This window comes from Pontibacter sp. GD7, assembly GCF_058216375.1.
In genome coordinates this window covers 509,847-524,738 of the sequence record NZ_JBYZMP010000002.1, presented here as the reverse complement: position 1 = coordinate 524,738, position 14,892 = coordinate 509,847, and the positions used below count along the sequence as shown (strand labels likewise).

Sequence of the window (14,892 nt, the reverse complement as noted above, 5' to 3'; positions counted from 1 at the left end):
AATGGAGCTTTCTGTATTAAATATCAAAGGTGAAGATACAGGCAGAAAGGTAACTCTTTCTGATGCTATATTTGGTCTAGAGCCAAATCAGCATGCGATGTATCTTGACGTGAAACAGTACCTGGCTAATCAGAGACAGGGTACTCACAAATCAAAAGAGCGTAATGAAGTAGCAGGCTCTACAAAGAAAATCAAGAAACAAAAAGGAACTGGTGGTGCACGTGCTGGTAGCTTAAAGTCTCCTGTGTTTATTGGTGGTGGTAGAGTATTTGGTCCTAAGCCAAGAAACTACAGCTTCAAGCTAAACAAAAAACTTAAGGAAGTTGCACGTCTTTCTGCACTTTCTTTACTGGCTAGAGATAACAAAGTGGCTTTGGTAGAGTCTTTCTCATTAGAGACGCCAAAGACAAAAGAAATGATCTCTATCCTTAAAAATCTGAATTCAACTGGTAAAACTCTTGTAGTTACACCTTCTGTAGATAAGAATGTGGTGTTGTCAGGTAGAAATATTCAGAAGCTAAAAGTATCAACTGCAGCTGATCTGAATACTTATGACCTGTTAAATACAGAGAAATTAATACTGGTGGAGGAATCAGTGAATGTATTAGAAAACCTCTTTAGCGCATAATCATGAACGTTCTAAAAAGACCACTAATAACAGAAAAGTTTGCTGCCATGAACGAGGTTGGTAAATATGCTTTTGAGGTTGATAAGAAAGCCAACAAAGTAGAGATCAAGAAGGCAGTTGAGAAGATGTACGGAGTTACTGTTGAAAAAGTAGCTACTATGAGATCGATTGGTAAAATGAAGACCAAGTACACGAAATCTGGTGCTGTTACTGGCCGTACTTCTTTGATCAAAAAAGCAATCATCACCGTGAAGGAAGGTGAAGTTATAGACTTTTACAGCGGTATTTAATTAAGTAGAAATGGCTTTAAAAAAGTTAAGACCAACAACACCAGGTCAAAGATTTAGAGTAGCCCCTGCGTTCGACGAGATCACAACGTCTACTCCTGAAAAATCTTTGTTGGCACCTATTAAAAAATCTGGTGGACGCAACAACTCTGGTAAAATGACAATGCGCTATATCGGCGGTGGTCATAAGAAAAAATACAGAGTTATTGACTTTAAGCGCACCAAGCATGGTGTGCCAGCTACTGTAAAGACAATTGAGTACGATCCGAACAGAACAGCTCGCATTGCATTAGTATATTATGCAGATGGCGAAAAGAGCTATATCATTGCTCCAGCTGGTTTACAGGTAGGTACTACAGTTATGTCTGGATCAGGTATAGCACCTGAAGTAGGAAACTGCTTACCTTTATCAGAAATTCCTCTAGGTACTATTATTCACAACATTGAACTGCAGCCAGGTAATGGTGCTACACTTGCTCGTAGCGCTGGATCTTATGCTCAGCTTGTTGCTCGTGAAGGTAGATACGCCACTATCAAGTTGCCATCAGGCGAGTTGAGAATGGTGCTGGCTAACTGCTATGCAACTGTAGGTACTGTTTCTAATTCTGATCACATGAATGTGAAACTTGGTAAGGCTGGCCGTAACAGATGGTTAGGCAAGCGTCCAAGAGTTCGTGGTGTTGCGATGAACCCGGTTGATCACCCTATGGGTGGTGGTGAAGGCAAGTCTTCAGGCGGTCATCCACGTTCACGTAAAGGCCTATACGCAAAAGGTCTTAAGACTAGAAACAAGAATAAGTATTCTGAGAAACTTATAGTTAATAGAGGAAAGAAATAATAAATGGCTAGATCATTAAAAAAAGGGCCTTATATTGACTATAGGCTCCAGAAAAAAGTCGATGTAATGAACGAGTCTGGTAAGAAAACAGTTATCAAGACTTGGTCACGCAGATCAATGATTTCACCTGACTTCGTTGGTCATACATTCGCAGTTCACAATGGTAATAAATTCATCCCTGTTTATGTTACTGAAAACATGGTAGGCCATAAGCTAGGTGAATTTGCTCCGACAAGGAACTTCAGAGGTCACATTGCTAAAAAAGATAAAGGCAAGCGTTAATCATGGAAGCAGTAGCAAGATTAAATAATGTGCCTACTTCTCCTCGTAAAATGAGATTAGTAGCAGGCTTGATCCGCGGAAAGAGCGTATCTAAGGCCTTGGGTTTACTTAAGTTTGAACCTAACGCTGGTGCGGCTAGACTTGAGAAGCTTCTTTTGTCTGCTTTGGCAAACTGGCAGCAGAAAAATGAAGATGCTCGCATCGAAGAAGCAAACCTTTTTATCAAAGAAATCTTTGTTAACGAAGGTAAAATGCTAAAGCGTCTTCGTCCGGCTCCACAGGGTCGTGGTTATAGAATCAGAAAGAGATCTAACCATGTTACTCTGGTTATTGACACAATGACCGAAGAGCAGATAGAGAAGCAATCTAAGAAATCTAAAAAAGCCAGCAAGTAAGAAATGGGACAGAAAGTAAATCCAATTGGTTTTCGCCTCGGTATCGTTAAAGGTTGGGATTCTAACTGGTATGGCGGCAAAGATTTCGCTGAAAAGCTGATCGAGGACGAGAAAATCAGAAAATACATTTTAGCGCGTATTCCTAAAGGCGGTATTTCTAAAATAATAATCGAAAGAACGCTTAAGCGCATCACGATCACAATTAACACGGCACGTCCAGGTGTTGTAATCGGTAAAGGCGGACAGGAAGTTGATAAGATCAAAGAAGAGCTGAAGAAGCTTACAAGCAAAGATGTTCAGATCAATATCTTTGAAATTAAGCGTCCGGAGCTTGATGCCAAATTGGTTGGTGAGTCAATTGCTCAGCAGCTACAGGCTCGTATCTCTTTCCGTCGTGCCATGAAACAGGCGATTGCATCTGCACTGCGTGTTGGTGCTGAAGGTATCAAAGTTCAGGTTTCAGGTCGTTTAGGCGGTGCTGAAATGGCAAGAACGGAGCATTATAAAGAAGGAAGAACTCCTCTTCATACGCTGCGTGCTGATATCGACTATGCACTATCTGAGGCTCAGACAGTTTATGGCAAATTAGGAATCAAAGTATGGATCTTCAAAGGCGAAGTTTACGGCAAGAAAGATCTTACTCCTAACGCTGGCTTAGAAAGCAAAGGCGGCCCTAGCTCTGCGCAAGGTGATAGACGTGGTGGACGCAAGAAGACAGACGGTGCACCTAAGCGTAAGCGCCGTCAATAATTGTTCTCTAACATTATTAAGTTTTAGAAAATGTTACAGCCAAAAAGGACTAAGTATAGAAAAATGCAAAAAGGCCGCGTGAAGGGTCTGGCTCATAGAGGCAGTACTATTTCATTTGGTTCTTTTGCGATCAAATCTCTTGAGGCATCTTGGATCACTAGCCGCCAGATTGAGGCAGCTCGTATTGCGATGACAAGAGCCATGAAACGTGAGGGTCAAGTATGGATCCGTATCTTCCCTGATAAACCTGTTACCAAGAAGCCAGCCGAAGTTCGAATGGGTAAAGGTAAAGGTTCCCCAGAGTATTGGGTAGCAGTTGTTAAGCCAGGCACTATCATGTTTGAATCTGATGGTGTTTCTCTAGAAGTAGCGAAAGAGTCATTGAGACTAGCTGCACAAAAACTGCCAGTTAAAACAAAGTTTGTAGTACGTAGAGATTACGTTGAGAAATAGTATATGAAAAATTCAGAGATAAAAGCTTTATCTTTAGAAGAATTGAAAGAGAAGCTTAACACTGAGAACTCCAACATGCAGAACATACGTTTTGCGCATGCTATATCTCCGTTGGAGAACCCAATGAGAATTCGTGAGACGAAGCGTTTGATCGCTCGTCTGAATACAGAGATACGTCGTCGTGAAATTGAAGCTAACTCTTAATACTTAAAGGAAATCATGGAAGAGAGAAATCTTAGAAAAGAAAGAAGTGGTAAGGTTGTTAGCAACAAGATGGACAAATCTATCACTGTATTGGTGGAGAGCAGAATGAAGCACCCTATTTACGGGAAGTTTGTAAGCAAATCCACAAAGTTCATGGCTCATGACGAGAAGAATGAGTGTAATATAGGTGACTATGTTAGAATTCAGGAGACTCGCCCACTAAGCAAGAACAAGAACTGGCGTTTAGTAGAAATTATAGAAAGAGCGAAGTAATATGATACAGCAGGAATCAAGACTTACTGTTGCGGATAACAGCGGTGCGAAAGAGGTACTTTGTATCCGTGTATTGGGTGGTACTGGTAAGAAGTACGCCTCAATTGGAGATAGAATCGTTGTAACTGTTAAATCAGCTCTTTCTTCTGGAAACGTTAAGAAAGGTACTGTATCGAAGGCAGTAATCGTAAGAACTAAAAAAGAGGTAAGAAGAAAAGACGGTTCATACATCAGATTTGATGACAATGCTGCAGTTCTTCTGAATGCAAACAACGAGCCGCGCGGCACACGTATCTTCGGACCAGTTGCGCGTGAGCTTCGTGAAAAGCAATTCATGAAAATTGTTTCGTTAGCTCCTGAAGTTCTATAATCCCTAATTCAGATTAAGATGAATAAGAAAAAACTTCATGTAAAGACTGGCGATACAGTAAAAGTTATTGCTGGTGACGAGCGTGGCAAGACAGGCCGCATAATCGCTGTAAATATTGAAAAGCAGAAAGTAACTATCGAAGGATTAAACCTGGTTACCAAGCACTCTAAACCAAGTGCAAAGAACCCTCAAGGTGGAATCTCTAAAGTTGAAGCTCCTATTCATGCTAGCAATGTTGCTTTAGTTGATGCTAAAGGCGAAACATTCAAAGCAGGTACAAGAAAAAACAGCGAAGGAAAAACAGAGCGTTATTCTAAAAAAACAGGAGAGGTAATCTAAGATGGCTACTACAAGATTAAAAGAAAAGTATCAGAACGAGGTAGTGCCTGCCCTTAAAGAGAAGTTCCAGTACAAGAACATCATGCAGGTGCCTAAAATCACCAAGATCTCAATTAACAAGGGTATTGGTGCTGCTGTAGCTGACAAGAAGCTGGTTGACATTGGTGTAGAAGAGTTAACTACTATCACTGGTCAGAAAGCTGTTGCAACTATTGCTAAAAAGTCTGTTTCTAACTTCAAGCTTCGTGAGGGTATGCCGATCGGAGCTAGAGTTACACTGAGAGGTGAGAAAATGTATGAATTCCTTGATCGTCTTCTTACAATTGCTCTTCCTCGCGTTCGTGACTTTAGAGGCGTAAGCGAAAAAGGCTTTGATGGTCGCGGTAACTATACTTTGGGTATTAAAGAGCAAATCATCTTCCCAGAGATCAGCATTGACAAGATTAAGTCTATCACAGGTATGGACATTACTTTTGTAACAACTGCTAATACTGACGAAGAGAGCTACGAATTGCTGAAAGCATTCGGTATGCCTTTTACTAACATCAAGAAATAAGAAACATGGCTAAGGAAGCAGTAAAAGCAAGAGAGCTTAAAAGACAAAAGTTAGTAGCAAAATATGCTGCTAAGCGAGCTGAACTAAAGGCTAATGGCGATTATGATGCGCTGGATAAATTACCACGCAACGCGTCGCCGGTTAGGTTACATAACCGTTGCAAGTTATCAGGACGTCCAAGAGGATATATGAGAAAGTTTGGTATTTCTCGCGTTCTGTTCAGAGAACTTGCAGTTATGGGTAAAATTCCTGGTGTAACAAAAGCTAGCTGGTAATTATTTTCTTAATAAGTTAAGAAAATAAATAAGATATTAGTATCTTTGCCGCTCGCTTAGAGTAAGCATTCATTATTTAAGTGATTCGTAATGAACTCAGATCCAATAGCAGATTATTTAACTAGAGTGCGTAATGCTATAAAAGCTAACCACAGAATAGTTGAAATACCATCTAGCAAGATAAAAAAAGAGATAACAAAAGTATTGTACGACAAAGGGTACATTCAAAGCTACAAATTTGAAGACTCTACAGTACAAGGTACAATCAAAATAGCTCTAAAGTATAACCCTAACACTAAGCAATCTGCTATTGTTAAATTAGAAAGGGTTAGTAAGCCAGGGCTTCGTAAATACGCTGGAAGTGAAGCGTTACCAAGAGTTCTTAATGGACTTGGTGTAGCAATTTTGTCTACTTCTAAAGGCGTAATGACTGAAAAAGAAGCCAAGTCACTTAATGTAGGTGGCGAGGTGTTATGTTACGTTTATTAATAGGAGGATAGACAATGTCACGTATAGGAAAATTGCCAATCAACCTGCCTAATAACACAGAAGTTAGTATTGCTAATGACAATGTGGTAACAGTTAAAGGCCCTAAAGGTACATTAACTACCGCTGTTGACAAGGATATAGTTGTTAAGCAGCAGGATAACCAGATAGTTGTTGAGCGTCCAACTGAGCAGAAGCGTCATAAAGCTTTACACGGCCTTTACAGATCACTGATCAACAACATGGTGGTTGGTGTTAGTGAAGGTTATAAGGAGCAGCTTGAGCTTGTAGGTGTTGGTTACAAAGCAACTGTGCAGGGAGATGTTTTAGAGCTAGCTTTAGGTTATTCTCATAACATTTTCATGACTTTACCAGCTGAAGTATCTGCAAATGCTGTTACAGAAAAAGGTAAAGCCCCGGTTATTACTTTAGAGAGTAATGATAAGCAATTGATAGGTCAGGTAGCTGCCAAAATTAGATCATTACGTAAAGTAGAGCCTTATAAAGGTAAAGGTATCCGCTTTGTGGGTGAAGTAATCAGAAGAAAAGCTGGTAAGACAGCATCTAAATAATCATCATCATGTCTACTAACAAAGTAACAAGAAGACTTAGAATTAAGAGAAGTATCAGAAATAAAATTTCTGGTACTGCTGAAAGACCAAGACTTTCTGTGTTCAGAAGCAACAAAGCTATCTATGCGCAGATCATCGATGATACTACTGGTAAAACCTTAGTAGCAGCTTCTTCAGCTAAACTTGATGATGCAAAAGCGAACATCGAAACTTCCAACATAGTTGGAAAAGAAATTGCTGCCAAAGCCCTTGAGAAAGGTATTACTCAGGTAGTATTCGATCGTTCAGGTTACCTGTACCACGGTAAAGTTAAATCATTGGCAGAAGGCGCTCGTGAAGCTGGCCTTAAATTCTAAAGAATATGTTGAAGAATAATATACGTAGTGTAAAAGCTAGCGAAATCGAATTAAAAGAGAGAGTAGTTGCTATTAATCGCGTTGCCAAGGTTGTTAAAGGTGGTAGAAGGTTTAGCTTTGCGGCCATCGTAGTTGTAGGTGACGGTAATGGTGTTGTAGGTTACGGATTAGGTAAAGCTAACGAAGTAACTGACGCTATTGCTAAAGGTATCGACGATGCGAAGAAAAACCTGGTGAAGGTTCCGGTTTACCATAACACTGTCCCTCATTCTATGGAGGGTAAGTACTCAGGTGGATTCGTGCTTGTTAAGCCAGCAGCACCAGGTACTGGTGTAATCGCAGGTGGTGCGATGCGTGCGGTACTAGAGAGTGCTGGTATCAAAGACGTTCTTTGTAAGTCAAAAGGCTCTTCTAACCCGCACAACGTGGTTAAAGCTACTTTTGATGCATTATCTAAGATGCGTGATCCTTTAGCTGTTGCTCAGCAGAGAGGTGTAAATCTTCAGAAAGTATTTAACGGTTAATTGATATGGCTCAGGTTACAATTACACAAATCAAAAGCATTATTGACAGACCAAAAAACCAGAAGCTTACTATCAAAGCTCTTGGCCTTGGTAAGATCAATAAATCAGTGACTGTTGAATATACCCCTCAGATTGCTGGTATGGTAAATAAGGTTCATAACTTAGTTGAAGTAAAAAATATTTAAGATGTATTTAAACTCCTTACAACCTGCAGAGGGTTCTGTAAAGAACCGCAAAAGGATAGGTAGAGGTACTGGCTCAGGAAGAGGTGGTACATCTACAAGAGGTCATAAAGGTGCTAAATCACGTTCTGGTTACTCTCAGAAATCTGGTTTTGAAGGTGGTCAAATGCCACTTCAAAGAAGAGTGCCTAAGTATGGCTTTAAAAATATCAACAGAGTTGAGTATAAAGCTATTAACTTAGACGTTATCCAGGCTTTAGCTGAGTCTACTAATGAAACAGTGTTGAATTTTGATTTTTTCAAAGCTCATGGTTTAGTTTCTAAGAACGATAAAGTGAAAGTTTTAGGTAGAGGCGAGTTAAACAAAGGTGTTGAGGTACATGCTCACGCTTTCTCTCAGTCAGCTACAGACTCGATTGAAAAGGCAGGCGGAAAAACAGTTGCGATCTAGTAGATATGAAGAAGTTTCTAACAACTATTAAGAACATTTGGGCTATTGAAGACCTAAGAGTGCGTATTTTAAACACGCTAGGCTTTATAGCTATTTTTAGACTTGGTTCTTTTGTAGTTCTGCCTGGCATTGATCCCAATCAACTGCAAGCAAATACAGGTGGACTATTTGGTCTGTTAGATACTTTCTTAGGTGGTGCTTTTAGCAATGCTTCAATCTTTGCTTTAGGCATCATGCCATATATATCTGCTTCAATTGTATTGCAGCTTTTAACCATCGCTGTACCTTATTTTCAAAAGATGCAGAAGGAGGGTGAGTCTGGTCGTAAAAAAATCAACCAAATCACCCGAGTTCTCACTATAATAATTACACTTGCACAAGCTGTAGGATTCGTTGCTACGATCAATGCTGAGGCTATTGCGATCAATACTACCCTTTTCACAATTACGTCGATGATAGTCCTAACTTCAGGTACTATTTTCTGTATGTGGTTGGGTGAGAAAATCACTGATAAGGGCATAGGCAATGGTATTTCTATGCTGATCATGATCGGCATTATTTCCAGATTCCCTGGGGCTATACTTGCTGAAGCCTTGTCAAAGCAAATCAATGGAGCTTTAGTTTTCTTATTTGAGATTATAGTTCTGTTCTTCGTGGTTATGTCTGTTGTAATGCTTACTCAGGCGATCCGCAGAATTCCAGTGCAATATGCAAAGCAGGTTGGTGCCAGCTCTCTTTATAGCGGACAGCGTCAGTTTATTCCTCTGAAGGTAAACGCTGCTGGTGTGATGCCGATAATTTTCGCGCAGTCTCTAATGTTTCTCCCTTCTATGATCGCATCAATTTGGGCAGATTCTAATGATACTGCGAATTACATTGGTTCTACTTTCTCTGATTTTACCTCTTGGCAGTATAATCTGGTTTTTGGCCTGATGATTTTGATCTTTACTTATTTCTATACAGCTATAAGTGTAAACCCTAACCAAATTGCAGATGACCTAAAGAGAAGTGGCGGGTTTATTCCAGGTGTAAAACCTGGTAGAGCAACATCAGAGTATATCGATGCTATTTTAACCAGAATTACTTTGCCAGGTGCCATATACTTAGCATTGGTAGCTATTTTCCCAGCTATTGCGATGTTATTTGGTGTAACAAGAGAGTTTGCTCAGTTTTTTGGGGGTACTTCTCTGATCATCATGGTTGGTGTTGTTCTGGATACTTTACAGCAAATTGAGAGCTATTTATTAATGAGACATTACGATGGCATGATGAAATCTGGAAAACTGAGAGGTCGTACAGAAAACATTGCTATGGTATCTTAATAGATGATATTTTACAAAACTGAAGAAGAAATTGAGCTAATTCGCCAGAGTGCTTTGATATTGAGCAAAGCACATGGCGAAATAGCTCTTCTTGTAAAGGAAGGGGTCTCAACATTAACGTTGGACAAAAGAGCGGAAGAGTTCATACTTGATCATAAAGCCAAACCTTCTTTCAAAAATTACAATGGCTTTCCTTTCAGCTTGTGTATATCTGTGAACTCCACTGTGGTTCATGGAATGCCAAGTAACTATGTTTTAAAGGACGGTGATATTATTTCTGTAGATTGCGGAGTATTTCACCAAGGTTATCATAGTGATTGCGCTTATACACATGCAGTAGGAAATGTTACTGATGATGTGAAGCAACTTTTAACTGTAACTGAGGAATCACTCTATAAAGGGATTGAGAATGCTACAGTTGGTTCCAGGCTAGGCGACATTGGTTATGCCGTACAGCAACATGCCGAAAGTCACGGGTATGGTGTTGTGCGTGAACTTGTTGGTCACGGCTTGGGAAGGAACTTACATGAGTCGCCTGAGGTTCCTAACTATGGCCGAAGAGGCCAGGGTATAAAATTGCAGGATGGGTTAGTGATCGCCATTGAGCCAATGATCAATCTGGGTACTAAAAGTATTGTACAGGAAGATGATGGCTGGACAATCCGGACCCGGGACAATAAACCATCTGCTCATTTTGAACATACTGTTGTGGTAAGGAAAGATAAAGCAGAAATTTTAACTACTTTTGAATATATAAAACAAGCTAAGCAACAATAAATGGCGAAACAGTCATCTATAGAACAGGACGGAACAATTATCGAGGCATTATCTAATGCAATGTTCCGTGTAGAGCTTGAGAATGGTCATCAGGTGATAGCTCACATTTCAGGAAAGATGAGGATGCATTATATCAAAATCCTTCCTGGTGATAAGGTTAAACTGGAAATGTCACCTTATGATTTAACCAAAGGCAGAATTGTTTATCGATATAAATAAATTACAATGAAAGTTAAAGCATCAGTAAAAAAGAGAAGTGCTGAATGTAAAGTTATCCGCCGCAAGGGGAAGCTTTATGTGATCAACAAAAAAAATCCAAGATATAAACAAAGACAAGGATAATTATCAATTATGGCTAGAATAGCAGGAGTAGATATTCCGGATAACAAGAGAGGCGAGATCGCATTGACGTACATTTACGGTATTGGTCGTAATCTGTCTCAAACTATTTTACAAAAGGCCGGGGTGGATCTTGACAAAAAGGTGAAAGACTGGACTGAAGATGAAGCTAATGAAATTAGAAATGTCATTGCGTCTGATTATAAAACAGAAGGTGTTTTAAGATCAGAGGTGCAATTGCATATTAAGCGTCTTCTTGACATTGGTTGCTACCGTGGGTTAAGACACCGTAAAGGTCTTCCAGTACGTGGACAGCGCACGAAGAACAACTCGCGCACTAGAAAAGGTAAGCGTAAGACAGTTGCAAACAAGAAGAAAGCTTCTAAATAATCATTAATCATGGCTCAGAAAAGAAAAGATAAAGCTAAAAAGCGTGTCGTAGTTGTTGAACCAACTGGCCAAGTACACATCAAAGCTTCTTTCAATAATATTATTATATCTGTAACCAACAATGCAGGACAAGTAATCTCTTGGGCTTCTGCTGGTAAAATGGGTTTCAAAGGTTCTAAAAAGAACACTCCTTACGCTGCACAAATGGCTGCTTCTGATTGCGCAAAGGTTGCTTATGACCTTGGTATGCGTAAAGCTGAAGTTTTTGTTAAAGGTCCAGGTGCAGGTAGAGAGTCCGCCATCCGTACTGTACAGAATTCAGGTATCGAGGTAACTGCTATCAAAGACGTTACTCCATTACCTCACAACGGATGTCGTCCTCCTAAACGCAGAAGAGTTTAATTTTTAAAGTAGATTAAATAAAATGGCAAGATATACTGGTCCTAAAAGCAAGATCTCAAGAAAGTTTAACGAAGAGATCTTTGGCCCAAGCAAAGCGCTAAAGAAAAAAAGCTACCCTCCAGGGCAGCACGGCCGTGGCCGTCGTAAGAAGCAGTCGGAATATGCTGTTCAGCTTGCGGAAAAGCAGAAAGCTAAATACATCTATGGTGTACTTGAGAAGCAATTTGCAAACATATTTGAAAAAGCTCACAGAAAAGGTGGTATTACTGGTGAAAACCTGTTAGTACTTCTTGAGTCAAGACTAGATAACACTGTTTATCGTTTAGGTATAGCTCCTACAAGAAGAGCTGCTCGTCAGCTTGTTCTTCATAAGCATATTACTGTTAATGGTGAGGTGGTAAACATCCCATCGTATAGCTTAAAGGTTGGTGAGACAATAGCTGTAAGAGAGAAATCAAAATCTCTTGAAGCAATTACTACTAGCTTGTCTGTGCGTAACGCACGTGCATTTAGCTGGTTAGAGTGGGACGCAGCTGAGATGGTTGGTAAGCTTGTAGCTACCCCAGACCGTGAGCAGATTCCTGAGAAGATTCAGGAGCAGCTTATCGTCGAGCTTTACTCTAAGTAATCAGCTAAATCAATTTATAACCTTTAACACTGCAAGTATGTCAATATTAGCATTTCAAATGCCAGAGAAAGTTGTAATGGAAAAAGCAGACGACTTTCATGGTTTATTTGAATTCAAGCCACTTGAAAAAGGTTACGGTGTAACCATTGGAAATGCGTTACGCAGAATTTTGCTTTCTTCACTTGAAGGTTATGCAATCTCTAGCATCCGCATTCCTGGTGTACTGCACGAGTTTTCCTCTGTTGAAGGCGTGGTTGAGGATGTTTCTGATATCATCCTTAATTTGAAAATGGTTCGCTTTAAGAAAATAAGCGAAGTTATCGATGATAAGATTACAGTAACTATCAGCGGCCAGGATTCATTCTCTGCCGGTGACATCAGCAAGTTCTCTTCAAGCTTTGAAGTTCTGAACCCTGAGTTGGTTATTTGTCATTTAGATAAGAACATTACTTTTGAGATTGAGCTGACTATTCAGAAAGGACGTGGTTATGTTCCTGCTGATGAGAATAAAGCTCAGGATCAGGTTTTTGGCCTAATCTCTATCGACTCCATTTTTACACCAATTAAGAATGTTAAGTTTAGCGTTGAAAATACGCGTGTAGAGCAGAAAACTGACTACGAAAAACTTATACTTGATATTCAAACTGACGGTTCTATTCACCCGGAAGATGCATTGAAAGGTGCAGCCAATATTTTGATTCAGCACTTCATGCTGTTCTCTGATAACACTATGACGTTTGAGACGGCGAAGCCTGAAGAAGAGGAGGCTGTAGATGAAGAAATGCTTCATATGCGTAAAATCCTTAAGACTTCGCTTCAGGATATGGATCTTTCTGTGAGAGCATACAACTGCTTAAAGGCTGCCGACATTAAAACGCTTGGCGACCTTGTGCAGCTTGATATCTCTGACATGATGAAATTCAGAAACTTCGGTAAGAAATCATTAACTGAACTGGAGAACCTGGTGCAGGAGAAGGGATTAACCTTCGGTATGGACCTTTCTAAGTATAAATTAGAAGAAGAATAATTATTAATTACGGCATAATTCCCGATCCCGCTTTAGGTTGATCGACGGTATGCACGTGCACAATTCAAAATAATGAGACACGGTAAAAAATTTAATCACTTAGGAAGAACGGCTTCGCACCGTAAGGCAATGCTTTCTAACATGGCATCGTCTTTAATCCTTCACAAGCGTCTTTCTACTACGGTAGCTAAGGCTAAAGCACTACGCAAGTATGTTGAGCCTCTGCTAACGAAATCTAAGAACGATACTACTCACTCAAGAAGAACGGTATTTGCTTACCTGCAGAACAAAGAGTCTGTAAAAGAGCTTTTTGACGAAGTATCTGCTAAGATTGCTGGAAGACCAGGTGGCTACACTCGTATTCTTAAGACTGGTTACAGACTAGGTGACAACGCAGAAATGTGTGTTATCGAGTTAGTAGACTACAACGAGGATATGCTAACTTCAGCAGCTACTGCTACTACAGGCGCTAAGAAAACTCGTCGTCGTTCATCTGGTAAGAAGAAGGATGAGGCTTCTGCAACTGAGACTAACCCAGCCGCTACTGAAACTAAAGATGAGGCGAACAATGCTGAATAAGGCATGCCTTTAAATATTTTGAAAGGGACATGGCGTAAGTCGTGTCCCTTTTTATTTTTGTAGTAAATTTTAAAAATGAAAAAGCACGTTTCTTCTGATGCTGTTCTTTTGTTAGAGGATGGCACAATTTACAAAGGCAAGAGCCTAGGTCGTATTGGTACTTCTGGTGGAGAGCTTTGCTTTAACACTGGTATGACCGGTTACCAGGAAATCTTTACAGATCCATCTTATTATGGTCAGGTGGTTGTAAATACTGTTTCGCATGTGGGTAACTATGGTGTGCAGCATGAGGAAGTAGAGTCTGGGAAAGTGCAGATCAGTGGATTGGTGTGTAAAGATTTTTCACACTTTTTCTCCAGAAAAACAGCTGAAAGCTCTTTGCAGGATTATTTCGAAAATGCCGGAATAGTTGGAATTTGTGAAATAGACACCCGTGCTCTGGTGCGCCATATCAGAGACAAAGGTGCTATGAATGCCATTATTTCTTCTGAGATAACGGATATTGATGAACTCCGTAAGAAGTTGGCTGAGATTCCTTCGATGGCTGGTTTAGAGCTTGCATCACATGTTAGCACAACTGAAGTTTATGATTCTAAGCCAGAAGAAGTAAAGTATAGAGTAGCTGTGCTTGACCTTGGTGTAAAGCGAAACAGCCTTAGAAACCTGGTTGCAAGAGGATGCGAGGTAAAAGTGTTTCCTTATAATACGCCATTCGAAGAAATGGAGAAATGGAATCCTGATGGGTATTTCATTTCCAATGGCCCTGGTGATCCGGCTGCCACTAAAGTTGCGATTGACAGCGTGAAACAAATACTGGATAAGCACAAGCCCATGTTTGGTATTTGCATGGGCCACCAGATGCTGGCTCAAGCCAATGGCATTGCCACATATAAAATGCATAATGGCCACAGAGGCTTAAACCACCCGGTTAAAAACCTGCGCACTGGCAAAAGTGAGATCACGAGCCAGAACCACGGCTTTGTGGTGGATGCCGAGCAGATTAAGAACCATCCGGAAGTTGAAGTGACGCACATTAACCTAAACGATAATACCATTGAGGGTATTAGAATGAAGTCTAAGCCAGCATTCTCAGTGCAGTACCATCCGGAGTCTTCGCCGGGCCCACATGATTCGACCTATTTGTTCGATGATTTTGTGGCACTATTAGAGCAGTATAAAAACAAGTAAAACTATACTTAAAAACAAT

At 40.2% G+C, this 14,892-nt stretch carries 29 protein-coding genes; all 29 read left to right on the top strand.

All coding sequences use genetic code 11. From position 1 onward, the window contains the following. Position 1 precedes the first annotated feature (1 nt). The 29 genes from rplD (at position 2) to carA (ending at position 14,873) form a co-directional block, all read left to right on the top strand. Positions 2-628, top strand: a complete 627-nt coding sequence (gene rplD, locus AC4BAP_RS05360; protein WP_490581591.1) for a 50S ribosomal protein L4 — start codon at positions 2-4, stop codon at positions 626-628. 2 nt (positions 629-630) lie between these two features. After that, positions 631-918 (top strand): 50S ribosomal protein L23, encoded by a 288-nt coding sequence (rplW, locus tag AC4BAP_RS05355; RefSeq protein ID WP_490581590.1) that lies wholly within the window; start codon positions 631-633, stop codon positions 916-918. A gap of 10 nt (positions 919-928) precedes the next feature. Further along, the gene (gene rplB / locus AC4BAP_RS05350; RefSeq protein ID WP_490581589.1) at positions 929-1,753 is read left to right on the top strand and encodes a 50S ribosomal protein L2; all 825 of its coding nucleotides are present in this window, start codon (positions 929-931) and stop codon (positions 1,751-1,753) included. A gap of 3 nt (positions 1,754-1,756) precedes the next feature. Continuing rightward, complete coding sequence (rpsS, locus tag AC4BAP_RS05345) at positions 1,757-2,035, top strand: 30S ribosomal protein S19 (RefSeq protein WP_187066949.1); 279 nt, start codon at positions 1,757-1,759, stop codon at positions 2,033-2,035. Between the two features lie 2 nt (positions 2,036-2,037). Then, the gene (gene rplV, locus AC4BAP_RS05340; RefSeq protein WP_490581588.1) at positions 2,038-2,430 is read left to right on the top strand and encodes a 50S ribosomal protein L22; all 393 of its coding nucleotides are present in this window, start codon (positions 2,038-2,040) and stop codon (positions 2,428-2,430) included. Positions 2,431-2,433: 3 nt separating this feature from the next. Then, entirely contained in the window at positions 2,434-3,180 is a 747-nt protein-coding gene (rpsC, locus tag AC4BAP_RS05335) for a 30S ribosomal protein S3 (protein WP_490581587.1), read from the top strand. A gap of 30 nt (positions 3,181-3,210) precedes the next feature. Further along, entirely contained in the window at positions 3,211-3,633 is a 423-nt protein-coding gene (gene rplP, locus AC4BAP_RS05330) for a 50S ribosomal protein L16 (protein ID WP_187066952.1), read from the top strand. 3 nt (positions 3,634-3,636) lie between these two features. Further along, entirely contained in the window at positions 3,637-3,837 is a 201-nt protein-coding gene (gene rpmC / locus AC4BAP_RS05325) for a 50S ribosomal protein L29 (protein ID WP_490581586.1), read from the top strand. A gap of 15 nt (positions 3,838-3,852) precedes the next feature. After that, positions 3,853-4,110 (top strand): 30S ribosomal protein S17, encoded by a 258-nt coding sequence (gene rpsQ / locus AC4BAP_RS05320; protein ID WP_490581585.1) that lies wholly within the window; start codon positions 3,853-3,855, stop codon positions 4,108-4,110. 1 nt (position 4,111) lies between these two features. Further along, positions 4,112-4,480 (top strand): 50S ribosomal protein L14, encoded by a 369-nt coding sequence (gene rplN, locus AC4BAP_RS05315; protein ID WP_147920494.1) that lies wholly within the window; start codon positions 4,112-4,114, stop codon positions 4,478-4,480. An 18-nt stretch (positions 4,481-4,498) separates the two neighbouring features. Further along, positions 4,499-4,819, top strand: a complete 321-nt coding sequence (gene rplX, locus AC4BAP_RS05310) for a 50S ribosomal protein L24 (RefSeq protein ID WP_490581584.1) — start codon at positions 4,499-4,501, stop codon at positions 4,817-4,819. A 1-nt stretch (position 4,820) separates the two neighbouring features. Next, the gene (rplE, locus tag AC4BAP_RS05305; protein WP_490581583.1) at positions 4,821-5,375 is read left to right on the top strand and encodes a 50S ribosomal protein L5; all 555 of its coding nucleotides are present in this window, start codon (positions 4,821-4,823) and stop codon (positions 5,373-5,375) included. Between the two features lie 5 nt (positions 5,376-5,380). Further along, positions 5,381-5,650 carry a 30S ribosomal protein S14 gene (rpsN, locus tag AC4BAP_RS05300; RefSeq protein ID WP_490581582.1) on the top strand — a complete coding sequence of 90 codons (270 nt, stop codon included), beginning with the start codon at positions 5,381-5,383 and terminating at the stop codon, positions 5,648-5,650. Between the two features lie 90 nt (positions 5,651-5,740). Beyond that, complete coding sequence (rpsH, locus tag AC4BAP_RS05295) at positions 5,741-6,139, top strand: 30S ribosomal protein S8 (protein WP_490581581.1); 399 nt, start codon at positions 5,741-5,743, stop codon at positions 6,137-6,139. A 14-nt stretch (positions 6,140-6,153) separates the two neighbouring features. Further along, a complete protein-coding gene (rplF, locus tag AC4BAP_RS05290; protein WP_490581580.1) occupies positions 6,154-6,708 on the top strand; it encodes a 50S ribosomal protein L6 in 555 nt (184 codons plus the stop codon). 8 nt (positions 6,709-6,716) lie between these two features. Continuing rightward, positions 6,717-7,064: a 50S ribosomal protein L18 gene (rplR, locus tag AC4BAP_RS05285; RefSeq protein ID WP_490581579.1), complete on the top strand. Its 348-nt coding sequence runs from the start codon at positions 6,717-6,719 to the stop codon at positions 7,062-7,064. Positions 7,065-7,069: 5 nt separating this feature from the next. Next, positions 7,070-7,588 (top strand): 30S ribosomal protein S5, encoded by a 519-nt coding sequence (gene rpsE, locus AC4BAP_RS05280; protein WP_490581578.1) that lies wholly within the window; start codon positions 7,070-7,072, stop codon positions 7,586-7,588. A gap of 5 nt (positions 7,589-7,593) precedes the next feature. Then, on the top strand, positions 7,594-7,773 hold the full coding sequence (gene rpmD, locus AC4BAP_RS05275) for a 50S ribosomal protein L30 (protein ID WP_490581577.1): 180 nt from the start codon (positions 7,594-7,596) through the stop codon (positions 7,771-7,773). Position 7,774: 1 nt separating this feature from the next. After that, positions 7,775-8,221 carry a 50S ribosomal protein L15 gene (gene rplO, locus AC4BAP_RS05270; protein WP_490581576.1) on the top strand — a complete coding sequence of 149 codons (447 nt, stop codon included), beginning with the start codon at positions 7,775-7,777 and terminating at the stop codon, positions 8,219-8,221. 5 nt (positions 8,222-8,226) lie between these two features. Continuing rightward, the gene (gene secY / locus AC4BAP_RS05265) at positions 8,227-9,543 is read left to right on the top strand and encodes a preprotein translocase subunit SecY (protein WP_490581575.1); all 1,317 of its coding nucleotides are present in this window, start codon (positions 8,227-8,229) and stop codon (positions 9,541-9,543) included. A 3-nt stretch (positions 9,544-9,546) separates the two neighbouring features. After that, a complete protein-coding gene (map, locus tag AC4BAP_RS05260; protein WP_490581574.1) occupies positions 9,547-10,320 on the top strand; it encodes a type I methionyl aminopeptidase in 774 nt (257 codons plus the stop codon). Further along, positions 10,321-10,539: a translation initiation factor IF-1 gene (gene infA / locus AC4BAP_RS05255; RefSeq protein WP_219875598.1), complete on the top strand. Its 219-nt coding sequence runs from the start codon at positions 10,321-10,323 to the stop codon at positions 10,537-10,539. 6 nt (positions 10,540-10,545) lie between these two features. Then, entirely contained in the window at positions 10,546-10,662 is a 117-nt protein-coding gene (gene rpmJ / locus AC4BAP_RS05250) for a 50S ribosomal protein L36 (RefSeq protein ID WP_007654264.1), read from the top strand. 9 nt (positions 10,663-10,671) lie between these two features. Then, positions 10,672-11,049, top strand: coding sequence for a 30S ribosomal protein S13 (rpsM, locus tag AC4BAP_RS05245; RefSeq protein ID WP_490581573.1), 378 nt, complete (start codon positions 10,672-10,674; stop codon positions 11,047-11,049). Positions 11,050-11,058: 9 nt separating this feature from the next. Continuing rightward, complete coding sequence (gene rpsK / locus AC4BAP_RS05240; protein ID WP_187066968.1) at positions 11,059-11,451, top strand: 30S ribosomal protein S11; 393 nt, start codon at positions 11,059-11,061, stop codon at positions 11,449-11,451. Positions 11,452-11,473: 22 nt separating this feature from the next. After that, positions 11,474-12,079 (top strand): 30S ribosomal protein S4, encoded by a 606-nt coding sequence (gene rpsD / locus AC4BAP_RS05235; RefSeq protein WP_490581572.1) that lies wholly within the window; start codon positions 11,474-11,476, stop codon positions 12,077-12,079. Positions 12,080-12,116: 37 nt separating this feature from the next. Beyond that, complete coding sequence (locus AC4BAP_RS05230; RefSeq protein WP_490581571.1) at positions 12,117-13,106, top strand: DNA-directed RNA polymerase subunit alpha; 990 nt, start codon at positions 12,117-12,119, stop codon at positions 13,104-13,106. Positions 13,107-13,178: 72 nt separating this feature from the next. Then, complete coding sequence (rplQ, locus tag AC4BAP_RS05225; RefSeq protein WP_490581570.1) at positions 13,179-13,685, top strand: 50S ribosomal protein L17; 507 nt, start codon at positions 13,179-13,181, stop codon at positions 13,683-13,685. Positions 13,686-13,760: 75 nt separating this feature from the next. Next, positions 13,761-14,873 carry a glutamine-hydrolyzing carbamoyl-phosphate synthase small subunit gene (carA, locus tag AC4BAP_RS05220; RefSeq protein ID WP_490581569.1) on the top strand — a complete coding sequence of 371 codons (1,113 nt, stop codon included), beginning with the start codon at positions 13,761-13,763 and terminating at the stop codon, positions 14,871-14,873. The last annotated feature ends 19 nt before the right edge of the window (positions 14,874-14,892 follow it).